The organism is Actinoplanes sp. NPDC048967 (assembly GCF_040649415.1).
Lineage (GTDB): Bacteria > Actinomycetota > Actinomycetes > Mycobacteriales > Micromonosporaceae > Actinoplanes.
This window is the reverse complement of the sequence record NZ_JBEZFL010000002.1, coordinates 107676-129320: the sequence shown is the minus strand read 5'-3', so window position 1 is coordinate 129320 and position 21645 is coordinate 107676. Positions and strand designations below refer to the sequence as shown.

At 71.3% G+C, this 21645-nt stretch carries 22 protein-coding genes; 13 read left to right on the top strand and 9 right to left on the bottom strand.

The genetic code is table 11. The features are described from left to right. Positions 1 to 10: 10 nt before the first annotated feature. Genes AB0C12_RS07285 through AB0C12_RS07275 form a run of 3 tightly spaced genes read right to left on the bottom strand, consistent with a single transcriptional unit; the run spans position 11 to position 2861 of the window. On the bottom strand, positions 11 to 583 hold the full coding sequence (locus AB0C12_RS07285; protein WP_360545171.1) for a Uma2 family endonuclease: 573 nt from the start codon (positions 581 to 583) through the stop codon (positions 11 to 13). A 20-nt stretch (positions 584 to 603) separates the two neighbouring features. Continuing rightward, positions 604 to 1122: a Uma2 family endonuclease gene (locus tag AB0C12_RS07280; RefSeq protein WP_360545169.1), complete on the bottom strand. Its 519-nt coding sequence runs from the start codon at positions 1120 to 1122 to the stop codon at positions 604 to 606. Then, positions 1119 to 2861, bottom strand: coding sequence for a prolyl oligopeptidase family serine peptidase (locus AB0C12_RS07275; protein ID WP_360545167.1), 1743 nt, complete (start codon positions 2859 to 2861; stop codon positions 1119 to 1121). Before AB0C12_RS07275 ends, AB0C12_RS07280 begins: the two co-directional genes overlap by 4 nt. A 118-nt stretch (positions 2862 to 2979) precedes the next feature. Here AB0C12_RS07275 and mshB point away from each other — a divergent pair, with 118 nt between their 5' ends. The 4 genes from mshB to AB0C12_RS07255 are packed head-to-tail and all read left to right on the top strand — an operon-like array spanning position 2980 to position 6544. Further along, complete coding sequence (mshB, locus tag AB0C12_RS07270; protein ID WP_360547042.1) at positions 2980 to 3828, top strand: N-acetyl-1-D-myo-inositol-2-amino-2-deoxy-alpha-D-glucopyranoside deacetylase; 849 nt, start codon at positions 2980 to 2982, stop codon at positions 3826 to 3828. Continuing rightward, complete coding sequence (locus AB0C12_RS07265; RefSeq protein ID WP_360545165.1) at positions 3825 to 4274, top strand: hypothetical protein; 450 nt, start codon at positions 3825 to 3827, stop codon at positions 4272 to 4274. Before mshB ends, AB0C12_RS07265 begins: the two co-directional genes overlap by 4 nt. Before the next feature lie 52 nt (positions 4275 to 4326). Further along, on the top strand, positions 4327 to 6060 hold the full coding sequence (locus tag AB0C12_RS07260; protein ID WP_360545163.1) for a VanW family protein: 1734 nt from the start codon (positions 4327 to 4329) through the stop codon (positions 6058 to 6060). 19 nt (positions 6061 to 6079) lie between these two features. Further along, positions 6080 to 6544, top strand: coding sequence for a hypothetical protein (locus tag AB0C12_RS07255; protein ID WP_360545161.1), 465 nt, complete (start codon positions 6080 to 6082; stop codon positions 6542 to 6544). On the opposite strand, the gene AB0C12_RS07250 is transcribed toward AB0C12_RS07255, so the two are convergent. Next, positions 6541 to 7509, bottom strand: a complete 969-nt coding sequence (locus tag AB0C12_RS07250) for a GNAT family N-acetyltransferase (protein WP_360545159.1) — start codon at positions 7507 to 7509, stop codon at positions 6541 to 6543. The two genes, AB0C12_RS07255 and AB0C12_RS07250, sit on opposite strands and share 4 nt — an antisense overlap. Before the next feature lie 83 nt (positions 7510 to 7592). On the opposite strand from AB0C12_RS07250, the gene fdxA reads away from it, so the two are divergent. From fdxA to AB0C12_RS07220, 6 genes are all read left to right on the top strand, one after another. Then, entirely contained in the window at positions 7593 to 7919 is a 327-nt protein-coding gene (gene fdxA, locus AB0C12_RS07245) for a ferredoxin (RefSeq protein WP_125804627.1), read from the top strand. After that, complete coding sequence (gene dapC, locus AB0C12_RS07240) at positions 7916 to 9013, top strand: succinyldiaminopimelate transaminase (protein WP_360547040.1); 1098 nt, start codon at positions 7916 to 7918, stop codon at positions 9011 to 9013. The genes fdxA and dapC overlap by 4 nt, the downstream gene beginning before the upstream one ends. Positions 9014 to 9096: 83 nt before the next feature. Beyond that, positions 9097 to 9519 (top strand): hypothetical protein, encoded by a 423-nt coding sequence (locus tag AB0C12_RS07235; RefSeq protein ID WP_360545156.1) that lies wholly within the window; start codon positions 9097 to 9099, stop codon positions 9517 to 9519. Then, on the top strand, positions 9516 to 11123 hold the full coding sequence (locus AB0C12_RS07230; RefSeq protein WP_360545154.1) for a hypothetical protein: 1608 nt from the start codon (positions 9516 to 9518) through the stop codon (positions 11121 to 11123). The genes AB0C12_RS07235 and AB0C12_RS07230 overlap by 4 nt, the downstream gene beginning before the upstream one ends. Beyond that, positions 11120 to 12232 (top strand): S8 family serine peptidase, encoded by a 1113-nt coding sequence (locus tag AB0C12_RS07225; protein ID WP_360545152.1) that lies wholly within the window; start codon positions 11120 to 11122, stop codon positions 12230 to 12232. Before AB0C12_RS07230 ends, AB0C12_RS07225 begins: the two co-directional genes overlap by 4 nt. A 175-nt stretch (positions 12233 to 12407) precedes the next feature. Beyond that, positions 12408 to 13055: an SIMPL domain-containing protein gene (locus AB0C12_RS07220; RefSeq protein ID WP_360545150.1), complete on the top strand. Its 648-nt coding sequence runs from the start codon at positions 12408 to 12410 to the stop codon at positions 13053 to 13055. Between the two features lie 421 nt (positions 13056 to 13476). Here AB0C12_RS07220 and AB0C12_RS07215 read toward each other — a convergent pair whose 3' ends face one another. Then, the gene (locus AB0C12_RS07215) at positions 13477 to 14331 is read right to left on the bottom strand and encodes an aldo/keto reductase (RefSeq protein WP_360545148.1); all 855 of its coding nucleotides are present in this window, start codon (positions 14329 to 14331) and stop codon (positions 13477 to 13479) included. A gap of 109 nt (positions 14332 to 14440) precedes the next feature. Between AB0C12_RS07215 and AB0C12_RS07210 the strand changes: the two genes are divergently transcribed. Together AB0C12_RS07210 and AB0C12_RS07205 are read left to right on the top strand one after the other, a co-directional pair. Further along, positions 14441 to 15721 (top strand): DUF4407 domain-containing protein, encoded by a 1281-nt coding sequence (locus AB0C12_RS07210; RefSeq protein WP_360545146.1) that lies wholly within the window; start codon positions 14441 to 14443, stop codon positions 15719 to 15721. Between the two features lie 155 nt (positions 15722 to 15876). Next, positions 15877 to 16359, top strand: a complete 483-nt coding sequence (locus AB0C12_RS07205) for a 2'-5' RNA ligase family protein (RefSeq protein WP_360545144.1) — start codon at positions 15877 to 15879, stop codon at positions 16357 to 16359. Here the strand turns inward: AB0C12_RS07205 and AB0C12_RS07200 are convergent. The 4 genes from AB0C12_RS07200 to AB0C12_RS07185 form a co-directional block, all read right to left on the bottom strand. Beyond that, entirely contained in the window at positions 16352 to 17029 is a 678-nt protein-coding gene (locus tag AB0C12_RS07200) for a hypothetical protein (protein ID WP_360545142.1), read from the bottom strand. The genes AB0C12_RS07205 and AB0C12_RS07200 overlap by 8 nt on opposite strands. A gap of 531 nt (positions 17030 to 17560) precedes the next feature. After that, positions 17561 to 18277, bottom strand: coding sequence for a hypothetical protein (locus tag AB0C12_RS07195; protein WP_360545140.1), 717 nt, complete (start codon positions 18275 to 18277; stop codon positions 17561 to 17563). Beyond that, positions 18217 to 18693 (bottom strand): hypothetical protein, encoded by a 477-nt coding sequence (locus AB0C12_RS07190; protein ID WP_360545138.1) that lies wholly within the window; start codon positions 18691 to 18693, stop codon positions 18217 to 18219. The genes AB0C12_RS07195 and AB0C12_RS07190 overlap by 61 nt, the downstream gene beginning before the upstream one ends. A gap of 69 nt (positions 18694 to 18762) precedes the next feature. Continuing rightward, on the bottom strand, positions 18763 to 19260 hold the full coding sequence (locus AB0C12_RS07185; RefSeq protein ID WP_360545136.1) for a hypothetical protein: 498 nt from the start codon (positions 19258 to 19260) through the stop codon (positions 18763 to 18765). 881 nt (positions 19261 to 20141) lie between these two features. On the opposite strand from AB0C12_RS07185, the gene AB0C12_RS07180 reads away from it, so the two are divergent. Beyond that, positions 20142 to 21644, top strand: coding sequence for a GMC oxidoreductase (locus AB0C12_RS07180; RefSeq protein ID WP_360545134.1), 1503 nt, complete (start codon positions 20142 to 20144; stop codon positions 21642 to 21644). The last annotated feature ends 1 nt before the right edge of the window (position 21645 follow it).

Below are 21645 nucleotides of genomic sequence, written 5' to 3'. Positions count from 1 at the left end.
TCCGGTTTTCTCAATCCGGCGGAAGAAGGTCCTCGGGCACGAGATCGGCGGTCACCGGCTCCTCAAGATGGAGCACCTCACCGGGCCTGGTGACGGAATGCTCGACGTAGTGGTCACCGCGCAACTGATAGAGGTGCAGCGTGGCACTCTCCTGCTCGACCAGGAGATACCAGGGGATGCCTGCCGCCGCGTAGTAGTGCATTTTCAGGACCTTGTCGGCGGAGGCGTTCGACGGCGAGACGATCTCACAGATCAACCGAACAGCTTCGGCGTCGATGACGAGTTCCTTGAAGTTGATCTTTTCGGTGACCGCCACGTCGGGGATCGGGATCCGGCCCGGCAGCAGTCGCACGTTGACCGCTTCGTGGACGTAGAGGCCGGCTTTACGTGCTGCGGTCCGAAGTGCGAACGCGAGCTCACTCGAGATGTGCTGGTGTTGAGGAGTGCGGGCGGGAGTCACGAACAAGCTCCCGTCGAAGAGTTCGATGCGCCTGGATGTCTCACCGAGCGCGAAGAACTCCTCCTCTGTCACCGGCGTTCCCTGGCCCATGATGACGGACGTCATGGCCTGGGTTTCCCACATCGGACCCATGATCAGACCGGTCAGAGATCGAGGCCGGTGACCCGGACCAGCTGCATCACCGACTGTTCCACGTAGCCCTGGGCCGACAGCATGTTGCTGTGCAGCAACCCCCGCTCCGGTTCCGCCACCAGGTAGCACGGGATCCGGGCCTGGGCGTACGCGTGCATCTTCAGGGTCCAGTCCACCGTCGCGCTCGCCGGGGAGGTGATCTCGCAGACCAGGCGGACCGACTGGGCCTCCACCAGCGGCTGGTCCAGGTCGATCGTGCCCGCGATGATCAGGTCCGGGACCGCGATCCGGCCCGGGCCCAGGCGCACCGGTACGCCGGAGATCACGTTCAGGTCCGTGCGGTTCGCCCGCAGCGCGTTGGCCAGGGCGTTCAGGATCAGCTGGTGGCGCGGCGTGTCTCTGGGACACGTCAGCACGCCGCCGTCCCACAGCTCCGTGCGCGCCGACGTCTCGCCGAGCTGGAGGTAGTCGGACTCGGTCGTCGCCAGGGCTTCCATGGGCAGGCTGCGGCCGATCAGGGCTGACGTCATGCACACTCCCGGGTCACGAATGCGAGTTCTGCGGACAGGTCCCCGTCGGGGGAGATCAGGAGCGTCGCCGGCAAGGTGACGCTGTGGTGGTCGTAGACATCGGAGTTGTCGGTGCGGCTGCCCAGGTAGCGCTCGGCGTACGCGGGCGGCAGCGTGGTCCAGTCGGTGACCGGGTCGCGGGCGACGCCGCAGCGGAACAGGTCGGGGCGGCGGGTCAGGGCCAGCGCCGCGAGCCAGCCGCCGAGGCCGGTGCCGCGGACCGCGACCCGGGTCAGGTCGAGGTCCGGGTGTTTGCCGGTGAGGGCGTGCAGCGCGTCGATCTGGTCGGTGAGGGCCACGTCGGCGAGCCGGCGGTAGACCACCTTCTCGAAGCTGGGCGCCACTCCGGGCGTACCCCGGGAGTCGACGCTGACCACGACGAAGCCGGCGTCGGCCCACCATTGCCGGTCCTGCCAGGCGGCCGCGTCGGCCACGACGTGCTGGTGGCCCGGCCCCGCGCCCAGGTCGAGCAGGACCGGCAGGCGGGTCCCGGTGACGTGGCCGGCGGGATACAGCACCGCGGCCGGCAGCCGGCGGTCGGTCACCCGCTCCAGGAGCGGCTCCGGGTGGTAGGGCAGCGGTTCGGCCAGCGAGGGCAGTGCCGCCACGTCCGCGGCGCCGCGGACGACCGTCCGGTCGAGGACCAGCACGTCGCCGCCGACCGCGGCGGTGTGCCAGCCCGGCGTGGTGCTGAGCCGGCGGGCGCTCGCGCTGCCGCCGCCGAGAGCGGTACGGACCGCGAAGACGTGCTGCTCGGACGGCTCGCCGTCGGTGCCCTCGATGATCAGCTCGGGGCCGCCGGACGGACGCGGCAGGATCCCGGCGACGCGCCGGACGTAGAGGCCGGGCGGGGTGATCAGGCTGCCGTCGGCGAACAGGCAGCGGGCGTCGAAGCCGTCGTGCGCCAGCTCGCCGCCGACCAGGACCCGGCCGTCGGGCAGCTGCCGGGGAGTGCCGGGTACGGGCTCCACCCACCGCGCGTCCGCCAGCTCGGCGTGCACCTGGGTCTCGCCGGTGCGCGGGTCGACGGACAGCACCAGGCCGTGCTGCTGGGTCCGGCGCAGCACGGTGATCAGGGCGTTGCCGGGGCCGTGCCAGTGCACGTCGACCAGGTACGGGTACGTCTCGCGGTCCCAGTGCACGTCGACCCAGCCGCCGTACAGGTCCAGCAGGTGCAGGCTGTTCGACGGGCCGGCACCGCGTACGGCCAGGATCCGGGTCCCGTCCGGGGCCCACCACCAGCCGCGGTCGCGTCCGAACTCCCCGGCCACCGGCCCGGCCACGCCCCAGGTCACGCCGCTGCCGGGCTCACCGGCCAGCAGTTCGTCGTTGCCGTCCGTGACCACGCGCAGGCTGCCGTCCGCGGTCACGTAGCCGATGTGCTGCCCGGTCGGGTCCGGCCGCGGGTCCCGCACCGCGGCGGCGGTGACGATCGGGCCCGCCGTGCTGGACAGCTGCCCCTGGTGGGCCCAGGCCAGCACGTCGAGCGTCGCCGACCCGGCGTACGAGTCGACCGGCCCCGGCGTCACCTCGGTGAGGGCGGCGGTGGCCACGTTGAGCACCCACAACGCCGGTGCGGGGTCGTACGGGCCGGCGGAGCGCAGGAAGGCCACCCGCGCGCCGTCGTCACCGACCGTCAAGGCGTGCGGGGCGCCGAAGCGGAACCGGCCGGTGCGGTCCGCGAGTTCGGGATACTCCACGCTGACCAGCATCGCTGATCACCGGCCCCTCGCGCCCGGCAAACCGCACACGCGAGGCCGCCGGGCGCTCGCGCGTAGAGTGGCGCGCGTGACGAACGCGCTGCCCGCACGCCGCTTGATGCTCGTGCATGCCCATCCCGACGACGAGGTCACCGGCACCGGCGCCACCATGGCCCGATATGCCGCCGAGGGCGCCCTGGTGACCCTGGTGACCTGCACGCTGGGTGAGGAAGGCGAGATCCACGTGCCCGCGCTGGCGCAGCTGGAGGCGCGCCAGGCCGACCAGCTCGGCGGCTGGCGCATCGTCGAGCTGGAGCGGGCCTGTGCCGCCCTCGGCGTCACCGACCACCGCTTCCTCGGCGGGGCGGGCCGCTACCGCGACTCCGGGATGATGGGTCTGGAGACCAACAACCATCCCCGGGCGTTCTGGCAGGCCGACCTGGAGGAGGCGGCCCGGCAGTGCCTGGAGATCATGCGGGAGGTACGCCCGCAGGTGCTGATCACGTACGACGAGAACGGCTTCTACGGTCACCCGGACCACATCCAGGCGCACCGGGTCGCGATGCGGGCGGCCGAGCTGGCCGAGGCCGAGGGCTTCGGCCCGGAGAAGATCTACTGGACCGCCATGCCCCGCAGCGTGCTCGAGGGCGGCATGGAGGCGTTCAAGGGGATGGACGACAACCCGTTCGCCGACGTGGAGAACGTCGAGGACCTCCCGTTCGGCCACCCGGACGACGAGATCGCCGCCCGGATCGACGGCACCGACTGCTACGAGCAGAAGGTGGCCGCGATGCGCGCGCACGCCACCCAGATCCCGGACAACTCCTGGCTGTACGGCATCGCCGGCGACTTCGGCGGCGAGTTCATGGGCGTGGAGTACTTCACCCTGGTCAAGGGCGAGCGTGGCGAGGTGAGTGGCCCGCACAAGTGGGAGGACGACCTGTTCAGCAACGTGGTGGGGCGATGACTCTCGAAGCCCCCTCGGTCTCCCCGGCGGCCGACCCGCCGCCGCCCGCTCCGCCCGGCCGGGCGCTGGAGCTGACCTTCCGGGTCGCCGGACTGCTCATCGCCGCGCCGGCCACCGTGCTCACCGCGGCGCTGGAGATCTTCCTGTCGCCGTTGCGGCTCGGTGGGGTGCCGATCGGCGTCGCCGTCCCGGCGGCCGTGCTGGCCAATCTGGCGCTCTGCTGGTTCGCCGTGACCACGGTGGGCCGGCGCTGGGCGCTGGCGGTGCCGTGGGCGCTCTGGACATTGATCATGTTCTTCGCGGCGGGCACGCGGACCACCGAGGGCGACTATCTGATCAGTGGTGAGGACTGGGTCGCGCTGGTGATGATCCTGGTCGGCAGCCTGACCTTCGCGGTCTACACGTACCGTTTGATCTTGCAGAGGCCGCCTGTCACAAAGCAGTGACGACCACTCGTGTTGGTTGTCGGTGCGGCGCCCCGGCCTGCACACTTGCGCCGTGTTCGCCTCTGAGACCCCCACCGGCCAGGCCTCCGCGACGGTGTCCCCGCCGCCCGTGCCACCGGCGGACGGCCCGGTCAACCGCAAGCGGATCGTCGCGGTCGGCACGGTGGCCGCCGTGCTCATCGCCGGGGCCGGTGCGGCCGCCTGGGTGTACGGCGGCGACGTCCCCCGGGGCACCGAGATCCTCGGCGTCGAGCTCGGCGGCAAGTCCCGCACCGAGGCCGAACGGGCGCTGACCGACGCGGTGGGCCCGCGCACCGGCGCCCCGGTCGCGATCGATCTGGCCGGGGAGCGGTTCTCGCTGGCGGCGGCCGACCTCGCGCTGCGGCTGAACGTGGACCTGAGCGTCGGCAGGGCGATCAAGGGCAGCCCGCGGCTGACCGGCACCCGCAGCGTGCCGCCGGTGATCGAGCTGGACGAGGCGAGGCTGGAGAAGGCGCTGCGCGAGCGCCTCGATCCGAAGAAGATCACCCTGAAGAAGCCCGGCATCACGTACGCGGGGCTGGTCCCGAAGCCCACCTATCCGGCGGCCGGGCAGGGCCTGGACGTGCCGGCCGCCGCAGCCGCGGTCCGGCAGTCCTGGCTGGTCGGCGGCATCGCCACGATCGGGCTGGTGTCCCGGCCGCCGGCGACCACCAGGGAGCAGGTCGACGCGCTGGTCGCGGACCTGGCCGTCCCGGCCGTCGCTGCGCCGGTCACCGTGACGGTGGGGGACGAGTCGCTGACGCTGAGCCCGAAGGCGATCGCCCGGGGCCTGGTCTTCCGGGCCGACGACGACGGCCGGCTCACCCCGGCGATCGACGGCCCCGAGCTGCACGCCGCGGCGGCCAAGGCCTTCGCGGCGGTCGAGCGGGAGCCGGAGCAGGCGACGATCACCGTCGCCGGCGGCAAGCCGAAGATCGTCGCGGGTACGCCCGGTGACCTGGTCGACCTGGCCAAGCTGGGTCCGGCCCTGCTCGCCGTGCTGCCCAACCCGGCGCCTCGTACCGTCGAGGCCGAGCTGTCCCGGCAGGAGGGCGCCACCACCGAGAGCGACCTGGCCGAGCTCGGCGTCAAGGAGAAGGTCTCGACCTTCACCACCTACTTCACCGGTGGCAGCAAGTCCCCGCGCAGCCAGAACATCATGACGATCGCCCGGGCGGTCGACGGTGCCGTGGTCCAGCCGGGAGAGACCTTCTCGCTGAACAAACACACCGGCGAGCGGACGTACGCCGCCGGCTATAAGGACGCACCGGTCATCGTGGGCGGCAAGCTGGAGCCCGGCGTCGGCGGCGGGGCCTCGCAGTTCACCACCACGTTGTTCAACGCCGCCTACTACGCGGGGCTCGAGGACGTCGAGCACAAGCCGCACTCGTTCTACTTCTCCCGCTATCCGGCGGTCATCGAGTCGACGATCTTCTATCCGACCCTCGATCTGAAGTTCAAGAACACCACGCCGTACGGGATCCTGGTCGACACCTCGTACACCAGCAAGTCGGTGACGGTGTCGATGTGGAGCACCAAGGTCTACGACAGCGTCAAGACCGTACGCAGCCCGCGCCGCAACATCACCGCACCGCCGACCGTCTACCGCGAGCCGGGCCCGAAGTGCATCACTTCCAGCGGACTCCCAGGTTTCACCCAGGACGCATGGCGCGTCATCCGCAAGGATGGGAAAGAGGTCGAGCGCGAGAAGTTCACCTGGCGCTACGATCCCGAGCCTAGATTCATCTGCGGCGCGAAGCCGTAGCACGTCCGGGGAGGACGCAATGAGGCAGCGTTGGGTGCAGATCGCTTCGTTGGCCGCGGCTCTGTTCGCGATCAACGTGATCGCGCGAGTGGTGATCCGCATCGGGTTCAACGAGGACGACACGGCCCAGAACAGGGTCTCCATCGTCATGTTCGCCGTGATCGGGCTGGTGCTGGCGACCGTCACCTTCTTCCGGTCCCAGCGGGTGCCGCCGAGCAGCTGGCTGCCCGAGCTGGCGGCCGCGGCGATCGGCGGCATGCTGCTGACGATCCTGGTCGGCCCGTTCGTCAGCGGCGACGGCCCGTTCTCCGGCGGAGCCGGCAACTTCTTCTCCCAGGTGTGGCTCTACGGCGGCTTCGCCATCGTGGGCACGCTGCTCGGCTACTGGCTGGCCACGATGCTGGGTCGCGACTACCGCTCGAAGTCGCTGGCGGCCTTCGCCAAGGCCAAGCTGACCAAGCCGCGCCGGGTGGTCCGCCGCTAGAGCGGGGCCTCGCGGGTGAGGTAGGTGTGGTGGGTGCTGAAGCCCAGCCCCTGATAGAGCGCCACCGCGGCCGTGTTGCGCTCCTCCACCTGGAGGTAGGCGCGCACGGCGCCGCGCTGGGTCGCCCACTGCGCCACCGCGCGCATCACGTGCCGGCCCAGGCCGCGCCGGCGGGCCGCGGGTGCCGTCTGCACCAGTGAGACGCCGAGCCAGCGGCCCGGGCCGGGACCGGTCACCGCGCCGCGGGCGACCCCGAGCAGGGTGCCGTCCTCGTCCTGCACGGAGGCGAAGACGACATCCTCCACGGCGGTGAGAATGTGCCGGGCCGCGGCGGGAAGGCGGCCCTTGTGCGCCGAGACCATCGCCAGCCAGGCGTCCGTGGGGGAGTCGGCCAGCTCCACCGGGGGCAGGTCCCGCCGGGTCTCGACCTCGCTGATCAGCGACTGCACCGCGCCGGTCTGCACCAGCACCAGTGGGCGGGAGGTCCAGCCGCGGGCGTCCAGGGCGGCGTTGACCGGGGCGGCCAGCGGCATCGGGGTGTTGATCATCGGCTGCTGGCCCTTGGCCGCGTACCACTGCTCGACCGCGTCGATGGCGGCCTCCAGGGTGCGGTCCGGGTCGCCGATCGGCAGGGCCGCGTTGGCCCGGCCGGTCCAGTTGTCCGCCGCGCGCAGGATCCAGCTGCCCAGCCGGGCCTGGGTCGGCGCGGGCCAGGCGTCGTTGGCCGCCAGCTCGAGGGCGATCACATCGGCGGCGGGCGGGCGGCGGGCGGCGGGCACCCGCTTGGCGCGGTGCACCTCCCGCAGCGGTACGCGCAGAGTGCCCTGGGCGGTGGCCAGAGTGAGTTCCGTCTCGGTCAATTCGACCAGCTCGCCGAGCGCGTCCGTGAAAAGTGGGCGATCCTGGGAAACGCCTACAATTCGGCGGACCACCACCCGGTGTCCCACATCCTGCCGTCGGAGCACGTGCCACCTCCTCCCGGCGAGATACTAGGCTCTGCCCGTAACGCCGCGGTGTCCCGCGGCGTGGCTCTGGAAGGGAAAGACCCGTGACCTACATCATCGCTGAGCCCTGCGTCGATGTGCTCGACAAGGCATGCATCGAAGAGTGCCCGGTCGACTGCATCTATGAGGGCAATCGGATGCTTTACATCCACCCCGATGAATGTGTCGACTGCGGAGCCTGTGAGCCGGTCTGCCCGGTGGAGGCCATCTTCTACGAGGATGACGTGCCGGAGCAGTGGAAGGACTACACGAACGCGAACTACGAGTTCTTCGAGGATCTCGGCTCGCCGGGTGGCGCCTCCAAGGTTGGCAAGATCGACAAGGACACCCCGTTCGTGACGGCGCAGCCGCCGCGCGGGGACGCGCACTGACCGTGCTGTCGGCCTCGCTGCCCGATTTCCCCTGGGACCTGCTGCAGCCCGCCAAGCAGGTTGCGGCGGGCCACCCGGACGGCATCGTGGACCTGTCGATCGGCACCCCGGTCGACCCGGTCCCGCCGCTGATCCGGGCGGCGCTGACCGAGGCCGCCGACGCGCCGGGCTATCCGCTCACGGCCGGCACCCCGGCGCTGCGCACGGCCATGGCCGACTGGCTGGCCCGCACCTGCGGTGCCACCGGCCGGCTCGGCGTGCTGCCCACGATCGGCTCCAAGGAGCTGGTGGCGTGGCTGCCGACGCTGCTCGGGATCGGCCGCGGCGACGTCGTGGTGATCCCGCAGGTCTGCTACCCGACGTACGAGGTCGGGGTGCGCCTGGCCGGTGCCGAGGTGGTCCGCTCCGACTCCACGCTCGCCCTGGGGCCCGACCCCCGGGTGAAGCTGGTCTGGATCAACTCGCCGTCGAACCCGACCGGCCGCGTGCTCCCGGCCGACCACCTGCGCAAGGTGGTCGACTGGGCCCGCGAGCGCGGTGCTGTCGTGGTCAGCGACGAGTGCTACCTGACGCTGGGCTGGGACGAGCAGCCCGTGTCGGTGCTCTCGGACGAGGTCTGCGGCGGCGACTACACGGGCGTCATCTCCGTGCACTCGCTGTCCAAACGGTCGAACCTGGCCGGCTACCGGGCCGGCTTCCTCGGCGGTGACCCGGCCCTGATCGCCGAACTGCTGGCGGTTCGCAAGCACGCCGGCATGATCGTGCCCGCCCCCGTGCAGGCGGCGATGGTGGCAGCCCTCGGTGACGAGTCACACGTGACGGCCCAGCGTGCGCTCTATGCGGCCCGCCGGGAGTCGCTGCGGGAGGCGCTGCTCAAGGCGGGCTTCGAGATCGAGCACTCGGCCGCCGGTCTCTACCTCTGGTCGACCCGCGGCGAGGACTGCTGGGCGACAGTGGACTGGCTCGCCCAGCGCGGCATCCTGGCGGCCCCCGGAGCGTTCTACGGCCCGGCCGCGGCCCGGCACGTACGGATCGCCCTGACCGCCACCGACGAACGCGTCGCCGCGGCCGTCACCCGCCTCACCGCCGGCTGACCCCGGCCGGATCAGGGGTCCCACGCATCGCTCGTGGTCGCTACGCTCATGGCGTTGTGACGACGGGGCTACGGGGAGGCGTCGTGGGCGATCGTGGCATCGATGTGGAGACGGGCGGGCTCACCAGGTTCGCCACCGACGTACGGGCGGATGTCGACAACATCACCGAGCCGGCGGTGGGCCGGGCGACCCTCCCGCTCGACAGCGTGCCGTTCGGCGCGCAGAACGCCAGTGGCGGCGTCCACGCAGCCAAGGAGCGGTACGCCCGCAGCCTGACCGCGTCCACCGAGAACCTCAGCAACTTCCTGGCCGCCGCCCGCCTGCTCGCCGCCGCGGCGGAGAAGGTGGCCGCCGAGTTCGACGCCATCGACGCCCGTTCGGCCGAGGGCACCAAGCGCGTCGAGCAGGCCCTGTTCAGCGCGGCCGAGGAGGCCCGCCGAGCCCGCATCGCCGCCGAGCAGGCCGCCCATCCGCGCCACCCGAACGGCAAGGCGGTGGCGCTGTGACCGAGCCGGTGCTGACCAGCAGCTGGTGCACGGCCTGGGGGTCGTACAACACGCCCCGGCTGTGGGCGATGGTCAAGGACGAGGACGACCCGGAGGCCTGGCGCCAGGTGTCCGCCTGGGGCGAGATCTCGGGTGCCATGAAGGACCAGCGGGCGCTGCTGCTCAAGGCCCGCGAGGCACTGGTGACCGCCTGGCCGCCGGAGCAGAACAAGTCGGCGGCGGCGTTCGTGGCCGAGGTCGACAAGCTGATCGGCCGGATGGACGCGGCCAGGACCGAGGCCGACGACACGGCCACCGGGCTGGCGAACATCCTGGAGGCCCTGCGCCAGGCGAAGAGGAACATCGAGCCGCTCTGGGAGCAGTACAAGCAGAAGAGCGACGACCTGGTTCCGGCGTGGTGGGACAACGCCGAGGAGGAGCTGGACCAGCAGGCCCAGTCCCACATGATCACGGCTGAGCAGGTCGTGCAGGACAACGTGGGCCGGCTGCGCGTCCCGGACCCGTACGTCCTGGATCCGATCGATCCCCGCTATGAGCGGGAGACGCTCCCGGACGACGACGGCTCGGGCACCGGCTCGTCGGGCGCCAGTTCCTCGAGCGCCGTTGGAGCGACCGGATCGTCCGGAGGTCGCGGCGGGGTGGGCGTGCCGGTGCCGCACGATCCGGTGCCGCCGCTGCCCGGTCGGGATCCGATCGTTCCGGAGGGCTCCCCGGGCGGCGGCAGCGGTCCTGGGCTCGCGGAGGTCATCAGCCCGCCGGCGGTCAGTCCCGGTCCGGTGAGTACGCCCGGAGTGCTTCCGCCCGGCGGCAGCGGCCCGGGCCTCGTGCCGCCGGTGGGTCCGGTAGCCGGCCCAGGTGTCGGCGGCGTGGGGCCGTTGGGCACGGGCGGACAACCGGGCCGTGGCCCGGCCGGCGTGCGCGGTACGGGTGTGGGCGGCATCGAGCCGGGCATGCGTGCCACCGGCACCGGCGGGGGCCCGGGCGGACCGGGCGCCGGCGGACTGGGCGCCGGTGGCCTCGGCCCGGGTGGAATCGGCCGGGGAGCTCGGGCGGGTGCTCGTCCGGGAGCTGCTGGGCGGCAGGCGCTGCCCTCAGGTGCGGTGATCGGCGAGACGGTGGCCGGCGAGGGCCGGGGCGCCGGCGGCGGGGCCGGGCGAGGCGGCACGGGTCTGGGCGGCGCGGGCGTGGGCGGGGTCGGGCGAGGCGGCGCGGGCGTGAGCGGGGCCGGGCGAGGCGGCTCGGGCGTGGGCGGGGCCGGGCGAGGCGGCTCGGGCCTGGGCGGGGTCGGTGGACCGGGTGGTGCTGCCCGAGGCGCGGCCGGGCGTGCTCCCGGCCAGCGGCGCGGGGCCGAGCCCGGGCGGCCGCCGCGGCCGTCCTGGCTGCCGGACGAGCCCGTCGGCACGGCCCGGACGACCGGAGCGAGTGGCCTGCCCGGAATGCCGGGCGGTGCCCGTGGCGGTCGGCGGGCGGGCGACGGTGAGCAGCCGCCGTTCGACCCGGACAACCCCTGGGGCGTGGCCGAGGGCGTCGACCCGGTGATCGCACCCGGCTCCGACACCGCGCGGCACGACCCGGGCCCGAACGTCATCGGACGGCACGGGTGACCCTGGCCGGGGGCCGTACCGCGCAGGGCATTCTGGCCGGTCTGGTCGCTCTGGCGGTCACGTCGGGCTCGGCCGTCCCGGCCTCGGCCGACCCGGCCCGGGACAAGCAGTGGTTCTTCCCGCCGCTGAAGGTCGCGCAGGCGCAGAAGATCAGCAAGGGTGACGGCGTCGTCGTCGCGGTGCTCGACAGCGGGGTGGACGGCACCCACCAGGACCTCGGCGGTGCCGTGCTGCCCGGCCGGCAGGTCGTGCAGAACAAGCCGGTGGGCGACCTGGACACCAACGGGCACGGCACCGGGATGGCCGGCATCATCGCCGGACGCGGGCACGGCGAGGGCGCTGGCGTGCTGGGGATCGCGCCACGGGCGAAGATCATGCCGATCTCCCCGGCCAACGACACGTTCTTCGTCGGGCAGGGCATCCGCTGGGCCGCCGACCACGGCGCCAAGGTCATCGTCCTGGCTTTCGGGATCCCCGACGGCGAAGGCCTGCGGGCCGCGGTGAGCGAGGCCGCGGCGGCTGACGTGGTGCTGGTCGGCACGTCCGGCAACAGCGGTGACAAGGGCAACGAGGTGGAGTTCCCGGGGGCCTACCCGCAGGTGCTCACGGTCGGCGCGGTGGACCGGGCGAACAAGGTGGCGAAGTTCTCCAACCACGGGCCACAGGTCGACCTGGTGGCCCCCGGCGTCGACATCCCGGCGCCCGCCCCCGACGACAAGTACGTGACCGGCACCGGCACGAGCGGTGCGGCCGCGATCGTGGCCGGTGCGGTGGCGCTGATCCGGGCGAAGTATCCCGACCTTTCGGCCGCGGACGTCGTACAGCGGCTCACCGCGACGGCGATCGACCGGGGAGACAAGGGCCGGGACGACTATTACGGGGCTGGGCAGCTCGATCTGCTGGCTGCGTTGACGGCACCGCAGCCCGGCGCCTCGGCCAGTACGCCGCCGGCGGCCGAGGCTCCGGTGGCGGCCCCGGAGGCCGCACCGGCCGATGAGGACAGTGGTGTTCCGCCGCTCGTGTTCGTGGCCGCGGGGTTGGTGCTGCTCCTCGGCGCGGTCGGGGTGGGGGTTGCTGTGCTCGCCCGATCCCGCCGGACTGCTGGGTAGCCACCGGCCGGCCACCGGCCGGCCGAGCGGCCAGGTCGGCGGTCACCAGGCGGCCGGGGTCAAGGCCGGGTCCGGGGCCGGCCCGCGGGCAGGACTGAAGCACAGCCGGGAGCCAGAGCCAGGGCGGGCGCTCGCATCCGGCCGGGATGTCGGACCCGGCGGGTAGCGTCGGGGCATGGCCGAGCAACCGATGATCGTCGTCCGTGGTGAAGCGACCCGGGAGGTTCCCCCCGAGCTGGCGATCTTCTCCGTGACCGTCTCCGCGCGGGACAAGGACCGGCAGACCGCGCTGACCCGGCTCACCGAGCGGGCCGCCGAGCTGCGCAGCCACCTCGACGATTTCCCTGACGCGATCGAGCGGCGCGAGACCTCCGGCGTGCAGGTCCATCCCGAGCTCAAACGCGGCGGCGAGCGCATCTCGGCGTACACGGGCAGTGTCACCACGACCGTGACCGTGACCGACTTCACTGTGCTGGGGGAGCTGCTGCTGCGCCTGGCCGACCGGGATCAGACCTCGCTGTCCGGGCCCTGGTGGCAGCTGCGGCCGGGCAGCCGGGCCGGGGCGGAGGTGCGCCGGGCGGCCATCGCCGACGCGCTCGGTCGCGCCCGGGAGTATGCCGAGGCCGTCGGCGCACAGGTGGATCGGCTGGTCGAGATCGCCGATGAGAACGCCGGCGGGGGCGGGCAGCCGATGATGCGGATGGCCGCGTTCGGTGGGGCCCCGGAGGCCGACCTGGCCCTTGAGGTCGACCCGCAGGTGCAGACCGTGCTCGCGTCGGTGTTGGTCCGCGTGACGATCACCGAGCCCACCGCCTTGAAGTAGCCGCCTCAGCATGACGATCCACACCGCTGCACGCCGCGTTCTCGCCGGGTTCCTGGTCGCGGAGCCGAGGGGGCCGGCGCGCCGTTTACGTCATCTCGGCGGTCCTGAAGCTCGGGCTCGCCCTCGTGCTGCGCCGAGTGCCGCCGGTGCGCCGCCCCGATCATCCGGCCGGCTGTCGGTCGCTGCCGGCCAGCCTCGGTGAGCTGATCCGGCACGAACCGGTGCTGCGGCGCCGGGCGGTCTGCCAGGCGGCGATGCTCGGGGGGCGTTCAGCGCCTTCTGGACCGCGATCGCCGCTGAGCCGGCACGAGGTCTACGCGTTGCGCGCAGACGCCCGTGCCCGGCTCAACACCGCGTTCTCATCGGGTCTGGGCAGCTGGGCCCACGGCCTGGGCCGGACCCGCCCAGCCCCGGTCCGGTCCTAGCTTTCCGGCACCCAGTTCATGGTGTCGGGGTTGGCGCCGGTGCGGCCGCGCTCGCCGCGGTCGAGCGCCGTGATGGTGCCCATCGCGCCGCCGTCGAGCTCGAAGTCGAAGATCTCGAAGTTCTCCCGGACCCGCTCGGCGGTGTTCGACTTCGGGAAGATGATGTCGCCGCGCTGGATGTGCCAGCGCAGCACCACCTGGGCCGGGGTCTTGCCGGCCTCGTCGGCGATGGCCACGATCGCCGGGTCGTCGAGCACCGCGCCCTGGGCGATCGGCGAGTACGCCTCGTTGGCGATCTCGTGTTCGGTGTTGAAGGCGCGCAACGCGTCGTTGTTCAGGTACGGGTGGATCTCGATCTGGTTCACCGCCGGCCGCACCGTGGTCTCGGCGAACAGCCGGCCCAGGTGGTGCTGGGTGAAGTTGGAGACGCCGATCGAGCGGGCCCGCCCGTCCCGGTAGAACTCCTCCAGCGTGCGCCAGGTCTGGCTGAAGTCGCCGTCGTAGCGGCCCGGCAGCGGCCAGTGGATCAGGAACAGGTCGACGTAGTCGCTGCCCAGCGCCTTGAGCGTGGCGTCGAACTCGCGCCGGGCGTCGTCCGGCAGGTGCGCGCCGTTGTTCAGCTTGCTGGTCACGAAGAACTCGTCGCGGCTCAGCCCGGACGCGGCGAGGGCCGCGCCGACGCCGTGCTCGTTGCCGTACATCTGGGCGGTGTCGATGTGCCGGTAGCCGATCTCGATGGCCGTCTCGACGGCCGCCTGGGTCTCCGGCGGCGGCACCTGGAAGACGCCGAAGCCCAGCTGGGGGATGGTACGGCCGTCGTTGAGAGTGATGTCTGGTACTGCGGAAGCCATGCTGCTCCTCGGGAGGGTCGGCCGTTGCGTACTACCAGCTTTACCCCCGGTCCGCCGCGATCCACCCGTTTCGGCCCGCGCGCCACTGTGATCGGCGAGACTCGGCTCTATGCGTCGTCGCTTGCTGCTCCGGATCGCCAACGTGAACCCGGACAGCGTGACGACCCATTCCGACCGGGTGCTGTACAGCTCGATCGGCGTGTTCATCGTGCTGTACTTCGTGTACGCGACCGTGGGCGGTGCCGCTTTCGTCGACGCCAGCGCGAACTACACCCATCCCTGGTGGCAGTGGCTCGTCGGGCCGCTGGTGGCGACCGGCGTGGTGGCGTACGACCGGGCGGTGGTCGGCCGGGTGGCGATCAACTACGAGCGGCTGGACTCGCCCGACCCCAAGGACCTGCTGCGCCGCCCGACCTTCGGCCTGTACGCCGGCCGGGTCACGCTGGCCCTGCTGTTCGCCGTGATCATCACCGAGCCGCTGATGCTGGCGCGCTACCAGGGCGAGATCGACAACCGGCTCAACGACGTGCACAACCAGCAGATCAGTGTGATCGAGGTCGGTGGGGCGATCGCCGCGTACGACGCCCGGTTGCAGGAGCTGAAGAAGCAGACGGTCGCCGAGGACCAGGCGGTGCAGGCGCTGAACACCCGGGCGGCGGAGAAGCGCCGCGACGCCCGCAAGCTCTACCAGCAGGCCATCGCCGACTCCGAGGGTGACGGCGTCTCCCGCAAGGCGGGCTGCCCGGTGGGCGGCTACTGCGACACGCTGGTCAAGCGTTCGCGGGGGCTGGACGATCAGGCCGCCCGGCTGGACGCGCAGGCCGCGCGGCTGCAGGACACCCAGAAGGCCGCCCGGACCGCGCGCGCCGCGGAACAGGCCGATCTCACGGCCAAGATCGCCGAGCAGCGTACGGCCAACGCGGAGGCGATCCGGGCCGACGCCGGCTTCGGGGCCCGCACCAAGGCGATGTGGTACCTGGTGACCAGCGACTTCTGGGGCATCGGCGTGTTCTACCTGGGCATCGCGCTGCTGCTGGTGGCCCTGGACTGTGCGGCGGTGGGGCTCAAGTTCGTCTCGCACGGCAACGCGTACGAGCGCGAGGAGGCCCGCCAGGCCCGCGGCCACGAGCACGAGGCGGCGATCGGCTACGAGCAGGGTCTCAAGGACATGCGCCGGTACGCGGAGGCCACCTCACGGGTGATGGCCGAGGGCATCGGCAAGGCGTCCCGCGACGAGCAGCTCACCGACGTGGCGATCGAACGCGCCCGCGCGCACCTCTACGACTCGGTCACCGGTAGCGCCCTGCCGCCCCTGCCCCCGGTCCCTTTGATCGAGCGGCACCCGGCGGCCCCGCGCACGCTGCGCAACGTGGACCGGCTGCGGGCGTAGTGCGTGTTGCAGATCGGCGCTATTATTTCACTCCGGCGTACCGCCTGCCCACGCTCTGTTACCGGCGGCGCGCCGACCGGGCCTCGGCCCGGGTGTCATCAGGTGCGGCGGAGGCGGCGGGTTGATCGCCGCCGCCGCCGTGACACCGTGGCGTGATGCACACGGTCGAGCTCACCCTGGATCCCGCCCTCGACGGCCAGATCCGTTCGGTCTGGCAGCGCCTGCACGCAGCGGGTCTGCCCAGCCTGGCCACCCACCGGCACCCCACCAACCGGCCGCACCTGACGCTGGCCGCGGCCGACCGGTTGCCGCCCGAGGTCACGACCGCGCTCGCCGGGCTGCCGGTCGAGGCGGTGCTCGACGGCCTGATCTTCTTCGAACGCGCGGTGGTGTGGCGGGTGACGGCAACCGACGCGCTGCGTGACCTCCAGGCCGAGGTGTGGCGAGCGCTGACCGGTACGGAGCGTAATCCGCACCATGCGCCGGACGCCTGGACGCCGCACATCAGCCTGGCTCTGCGGGCCAAGGACCATTCCCGCTACGCGGCCGAGCTGCGGGACCTGCCGGTCGCCCGGGGACGCTTCGTGCAGGCCCGGACCTACGACAGTGCCACGCGTACGGTCACCGCGCTCAGCTGACTCCCGCGACGCCGCTGACCACCACCGGAACGGTGAAAACGGCCCCGGCGCAGGCCGGGTTGGAGGTCGCGGCCATCGCCAGCCCGTCCGGCACGATGAATGCGCCGACGTGGTTGCGCTCGACGTCCCAGCGCACGGCGACCGCATCGTGCGCGACCGTGACGCCGTGGTCCACGCAGCCGTTCTCGCGGTGCTCGTCGTCGGCCATGATGGTGCCCGGCGCGGGCGACACGGAGGTGATCCGGATCGGGAAATCGTTGTCGTTGGTCAGCGTCACCGTGAGGTTGCCGGTGCTGCCCGGGGTGAGCGGCTTGTTCAGATCGGACCGGCCGCGCAGGTTGAGCTCGACGACCGCACCGGCGTTCGCCCGGCCCGTCTCCGAGCCGGTGATCTGCCAGTAGGCCCAGACCGCGCCGGCGTTGACCAGCACGGCGGCAGCCGCGGCGGCGGTGAGGATCGACCGGGTACGCGCGTCGAGCCGGCTCAGAAACCCCCGCGGCCGGGCGGCGGCGGCCACGTCATCGGTGGGCTCGTCATCAAAGGCCCGCATCGCCTCGACGGCCCGCATTTCCTCGATGGCGGAGCTTTCCACCGGCATCACGTCCGGCGGCCGGACGTCGTCCTCGCGCCGGTGAAAAACCTCGCGCCTGGTCAGCTCATCACGGATCACGGCGTCACCTCGCCGGCGCCGAACCTGCGGACAGCGGCGATCGGAGCGGCGGCGAACCGTCTGCTGAGCTTGCGCATACGGAGCATCCTCCTGCGATGGTGCGAGAGCCTCAATTGCAGTTACCACGTTCCCGCAAATACCGGTGCGCCGTGATCGGTGATCCGTCCGCCGTTCCCGGCGCATAAATCGGGCAGGAGAGTCTGTCCGGCTTAACCCGCAGGGGGTACGCCGGAACGCGAAACCGCCCGCCGTCCCGAATCCCGCAAAGATCGGTAAACGCGCAGGTCAGGAACTATGCGCCGCTAGCACCGGAAGCGCGCCACAGCAAACCGCCGACCGTCGCTGTCTCCGCCGGATGCCGGAAAGCCGTTCATATCCGCCCGTCCACCATGCCGCAGAAGGGGGCGTCGGGGAATGGGACAACCGTCCACCGCCGCGGGGGAATGGGCTTAATCCGTCCGTGTCCGGCCGGCGAAACGCACGTGGCCCCCGACGCCATGTACGACGCCGAGGGCCACGGGAACTCATGAACTACTTCTGGTCTTGCGCCGGGCCGGATGGTGACGCGGACGGCTCGGCGGAGGCACTCTCCTGCACGGAGGGCGGAGGATCTTGTTCTTCCGTCTCTGGCCTGGGGCTTGCCGGAGGTTTGGCGGTCGGCGCAGCGGTCGTCGGCGGTGTCGCGACGGCCCGACCGCGGGCCGGTGCTGACGCAGGGGACTCTGGTGTGGCGGGCACTGCCGGGGAGTCGGCACTGACCAGCTCGGCGGTGTTCGGCGGCGGCTTGGCGAAGGTGAGCGCGACGCTGTCCGGGCTGTAGTCACCGATCCAGCTCTTGAAGACGGGCCGCACCTTCCACGTCCAGGTGCCCTGGGGAACCGCCTTGTCCTTGCACGCGGTGGCGGTGACGTGATCGCAGACCACCACCGGGTCGCCGGCACCGAATCTGGTCACGACGTAGCTCTCCACCTTCACCCCGGCGACGATGGTGTTACCCACCCAGTCGATTTCCGCGTTCTTGTTCTTCGCCCCGACACTCGGGGCGTTCCCCGCGGGCATCTTCGCCACCGTCATCTTCAGCTCGGTGGCCGGAGTGTCGATGATCCAGCCCGCGAAGGCGTAGACGCTGCCACCGAAGGTGATGGCGGCGGCCGTGGCCGCGACCAGTGACAGTTTGGTGAGGTGCTTCATCGATAGGCCTTCGTCGCCGTGCCGCGCAATTGGATGGTGAACGTCGCGCCCGAGCATGCCTGTGCGGCTCCCGGTGGCATGGTGAGCGGAATGGTCTTGGCGTCGGTCCTGCTTCGGGGCGGAATCAGGAGCGGAAGCTTCCCGGTGTAGGCCCGAGCCACGAGGTTGGCGGGCACCGGCTTGCATCGGCGCTTGGAGGAGGACACGACGTCGGCCCGCAGCGACTTGACGCTGAGTGCGAAGTCGTAGGGATTCCGGAGCGTCAGTTGCAGCTCCCGCGTGATTCCGGGATACAGGTGCTTCATCGGGCGGCCTTTCACCATGATGGCGAAAGGTTCCGACGGATGGTCGTGCGCGCGGTCGCGGGAGACCAACTCGATAGTGTCGGTGGCCGGCCGCCCCGGGCCGCCGGCGATCGACACGGCCAGGGCAGCGGTGATGCCGGTCCCGATGATCGTCCGCAACTTGGCCACGACGCTCCTGTCAGTTCGATGAGGTGTCCGCGGGTGGGCGGGGCGCGAAGCCCCGCCCACCGAGGTTGGTCAGACCGTGCTGACGCCGGTGAAGGTGTAGGTGACCTTGATGTGCGTGCCGGCGCACGACTGCGGCAGGGTGTTGGCGATCGCGATGTTCGTGGTCACGCCCTGCCCGGTCGACTTCGCCACGATCTTCGGAGCGCCGGCGGGGAACGACGCGACCAGGGTGTTGGGGGCCCCGTTCAGCGCTGTCTCACAGGCGGAAGCGGTCGGTCCGCCGGTGACCTTCACGGCGGTGGGCGTGAAGTTGGTGGCGTTGAGATTGACGGGGAAGTCGTTGGCGTTCTTCACCACGGTGTTGACCGTGGTGACGAGGCCCGGGTAGACCTTCTTGGCGCCCAGGTCCGCCGACGCCTCCATTTCGACGACGGTCGCGGCGTCACCCTCGGCGGTTCCGGTGCCCTTGATGTCCCAGCCGTTCGTGGCGGCCCAGGCGGCACCTCCGCCGATGGCCACGACGGTGGCGCCGATGATGGCAGCGGAACGCTTGGTGATCTTGCGCATGGGGGGTTCCTCCTGGAACGGCTGGTCGTGCGACTTCCGCAACGTCGCGGAAAGTCGACGTCCGGTGCACTTGTTGATTGTCTGTGGCGCCGAACCAGTGGCGTTCCGGCGCTGCGACAAAGATGGCCGATTCCAGGCAGCGCGGCGATAGTGCTTCCGTTTGTCCTATCCGAGACGGCGATACCGCTGGTTCGCGCCATCCGGGCTAATCCCAACGGCTGACCGCAACGTGAAGGACCGAACCAGCTCATCCCCGCTGCTACCTGCGACTACGCGCCTTACCTGGGAACCTGCTGTGGCTATCAGGCGCTGCCGTAGATCACAACTCGGCCGGCCGGCCGGGCCGCCGCCGAGGGACCGTATCGGTAATTTTTCCAGCCCTACTCAGGTGCTCCGACGCGGCATTCTCGCGCGCTTTTTCACCAACGGATTAGCCTGGTTGACCGGGTCGTCACCTGAAAGAGGTGTCACGAGGACGGTTCTGTTGGGGAGGGGAGCCGGGGCGGGACACCGGCGGGGGAAGCCTGCTCAACGATAGCGGCCGGCCCGGTGGGGCGGCCGTCCGGCGCCGCCCGCGCGCATGGTGAAAGATGTCGCCGCCGCTACGGCCGGGGCTGCCGGGTGGTCCCGGATCTTGACGCAGGCCCAGCTCAGGGCCGGTTTATCGGTTTGATTCGGCCATGTTAAGGGCCGAAACACTCATTGCGCTCTGGTAAAACTCTCGCGTCGGCATTGACCACTGTGGGCCGACCCCTCAATCCTATGGCGGCGGTTCGGCGGTTGTGCCGTTTCTCAGCCGTCGATACAGGTGGATCCGTGATCCACTGTGAGTGAGCGGCAGGAGCAGGGCACTGGAGACCTCGGCACCACAGGATTTCGACGTGGTCGTTGTCGGCGGCGGTACGGCCGGCGCGGTCGTCGCGTCGCGGCTGTCGGCTGACCCGGGGATGCGAGTGTGCCTGATCGAGGGAGGCCCGTCCGACGTCGGTGACGACCGGGTGCTTCAGCTCAGGAACTGGCTGAGCCTGCTGGAGTCGGAGTACGACTACGACTATCCGACGGTCGAGCAGCCCCGCGGCAACTCCTTCATCCGGCACTCGCGGGCCAAGGTGCTCGGCGGATGCTCCTCGCACAACACGATGATCAGTTTCCTGCCGCCGCCCGAGGACTTCCGGGACTGGGTCGACGCCGGGGCGCAGGGGTGGTCCTACGAGGAGATGCTGCCCCTCTGGAAGCGGTTGCTGATCCAGATTCAGCCGGTCGCCGCCAAGGACCGGAACGCGTTGACCGAAGCTTTTGTCGCCTCCTGCCACACCGCGCTGGGCGTGCCGGTCCGCGACGATTTCAACGCTGAGCCGTTCGCCGACGGCACCGGTTTCTTCCCGGTGGCCTATTACCCCGAGACGGGTGTGCGGTCGTCCTCGTCGGTGGCTTACCTGCACCCGTACCTGGATCGCCCGAATTTGACTGTCCTCACCGACACCTGGGCCCATCACCTCGACACCGACGGTGGCCGGGTCACCGGCGTGCGGGTCCGGGACAAGGACGGTGTCGAGAGCACGCTGACCGCCGCCCGCGAGTACGTGCTGTCGGCGGGCGCGATCGACACCCCGCGGCTGCTGCTGCTCTCCGGGATCGGGCCGGCCGACCAGCTCGCCTCGCTCGGCATCAACGTCGCGCTGGACCTGCCGGGGGTCGGTGAGCACCTGCTGGACCATCCCGAGTCGCTGATCCTCTGGGAGGCCGCCCGGCCGGTGCCGCCGGAGACCGCCATGGACTCCGACGCCGGTCTGTTCGTCCGCCGCGACGCGAGTGATCCGCGACCCGACCTCATGTTCCACCTCTACCAGATCCCGTTCACCACCAACACCGAGCGGCTCGGCTACGACGTGCCCGCGCACGGCTTCGGGATGACGCCCAACATCCCGCGCCCGCGCGGTCACGGCCGGCTGTGGCTGACCAGCGCCGATCCCGAGGTCAAGCCGGCGCTGGACTTCGGCTACTTCACCGACCCGGACGGCTACGACGAGCAGACCATCGTCGACGGCCTGCGGATCGCCCGGCAGGTGGCGGCCACCGAGCCGTTCAAGTCGTGGATCGCCCGGGAGATCGCGCCGGGCCCGGAGCTGCAGACCGACGCGGAGCTCTCGGCGTACGGGCGGGCCGCGCACCACACCGTCTACCACCCGGCCGGCACGTGCCGGATGGGCGCCGCCGATGATCCGGGCGCCGTCGTGGACCCGCAGCTGCGGGTGCGCGGCCTGGCTAACGTACGGATCGCCGACGCGTCCGTCTTCCCGGCCATGACCTCGGTCAATCCGGTCGTGACCGTGCTGATGATCGGCGAACGCGCCGCCGACCTCATCGCCGAATCCTCTAGTTGAA

Excerpts from the sequence above, each read along its gene's own strand:
- AB0C12_RS07285 (WP_360545171.1), bottom strand. The coding sequence starts at position 583 with ATGTGGGAAACCCAGGCCATGACGTCCGTCATCATGGGCCAGGGAACG.
- AB0C12_RS07280 (WP_360545169.1), bottom strand. The coding sequence starts at position 1,122 with ATGACGTCAGCCCTGATCGGCCGCAGCCTGCCCATGGAAGCCCTGGCG.
- mshB (WP_360547042.1), top strand. The coding sequence starts at position 2,980 with ATGCTCGTGCATGCCCATCCCGACGACGAGGTCACCGGCACCGGCGCC.
- AB0C12_RS07265 (WP_360545165.1), top strand. The coding sequence starts at position 3,825 with ATGACTCTCGAAGCCCCCTCGGTCTCCCCGGCGGCCGACCCGCCGCCG.
- AB0C12_RS07255 (WP_360545161.1), top strand. The coding sequence starts at position 6,080 with ATGAGGCAGCGTTGGGTGCAGATCGCTTCGTTGGCCGCGGCTCTGTTC.
- AB0C12_RS07220 (WP_360545150.1), top strand. The coding sequence starts at position 12,408 with ATGGCCGAGCAACCGATGATCGTCGTCCGTGGTGAAGCGACCCGGGAG.
- AB0C12_RS07215 (WP_360545148.1), bottom strand. The coding sequence starts at position 14,331 with ATGGCTTCCGCAGTACCAGACATCACTCTCAACGACGGCCGTACCATC.
- AB0C12_RS07210 (WP_360545146.1), top strand. The coding sequence starts at position 14,441 with ATGCGTCGTCGCTTGCTGCTCCGGATCGCCAACGTGAACCCGGACAGC.
- AB0C12_RS07205 (WP_360545144.1), top strand. The coding sequence starts at position 15,877 with ATGCACACGGTCGAGCTCACCCTGGATCCCGCCCTCGACGGCCAGATC.
- AB0C12_RS07195 (WP_360545140.1), bottom strand. The coding sequence starts at position 18,277 with ATGCTCGGGCGCGACGTTCACCATCCAATTGCGCGGCACGGCGACGAA.
- AB0C12_RS07185 (WP_360545136.1), bottom strand. The coding sequence starts at position 19,260 with ATGCGCAAGATCACCAAGCGTTCCGCTGCCATCATCGGCGCCACCGTC.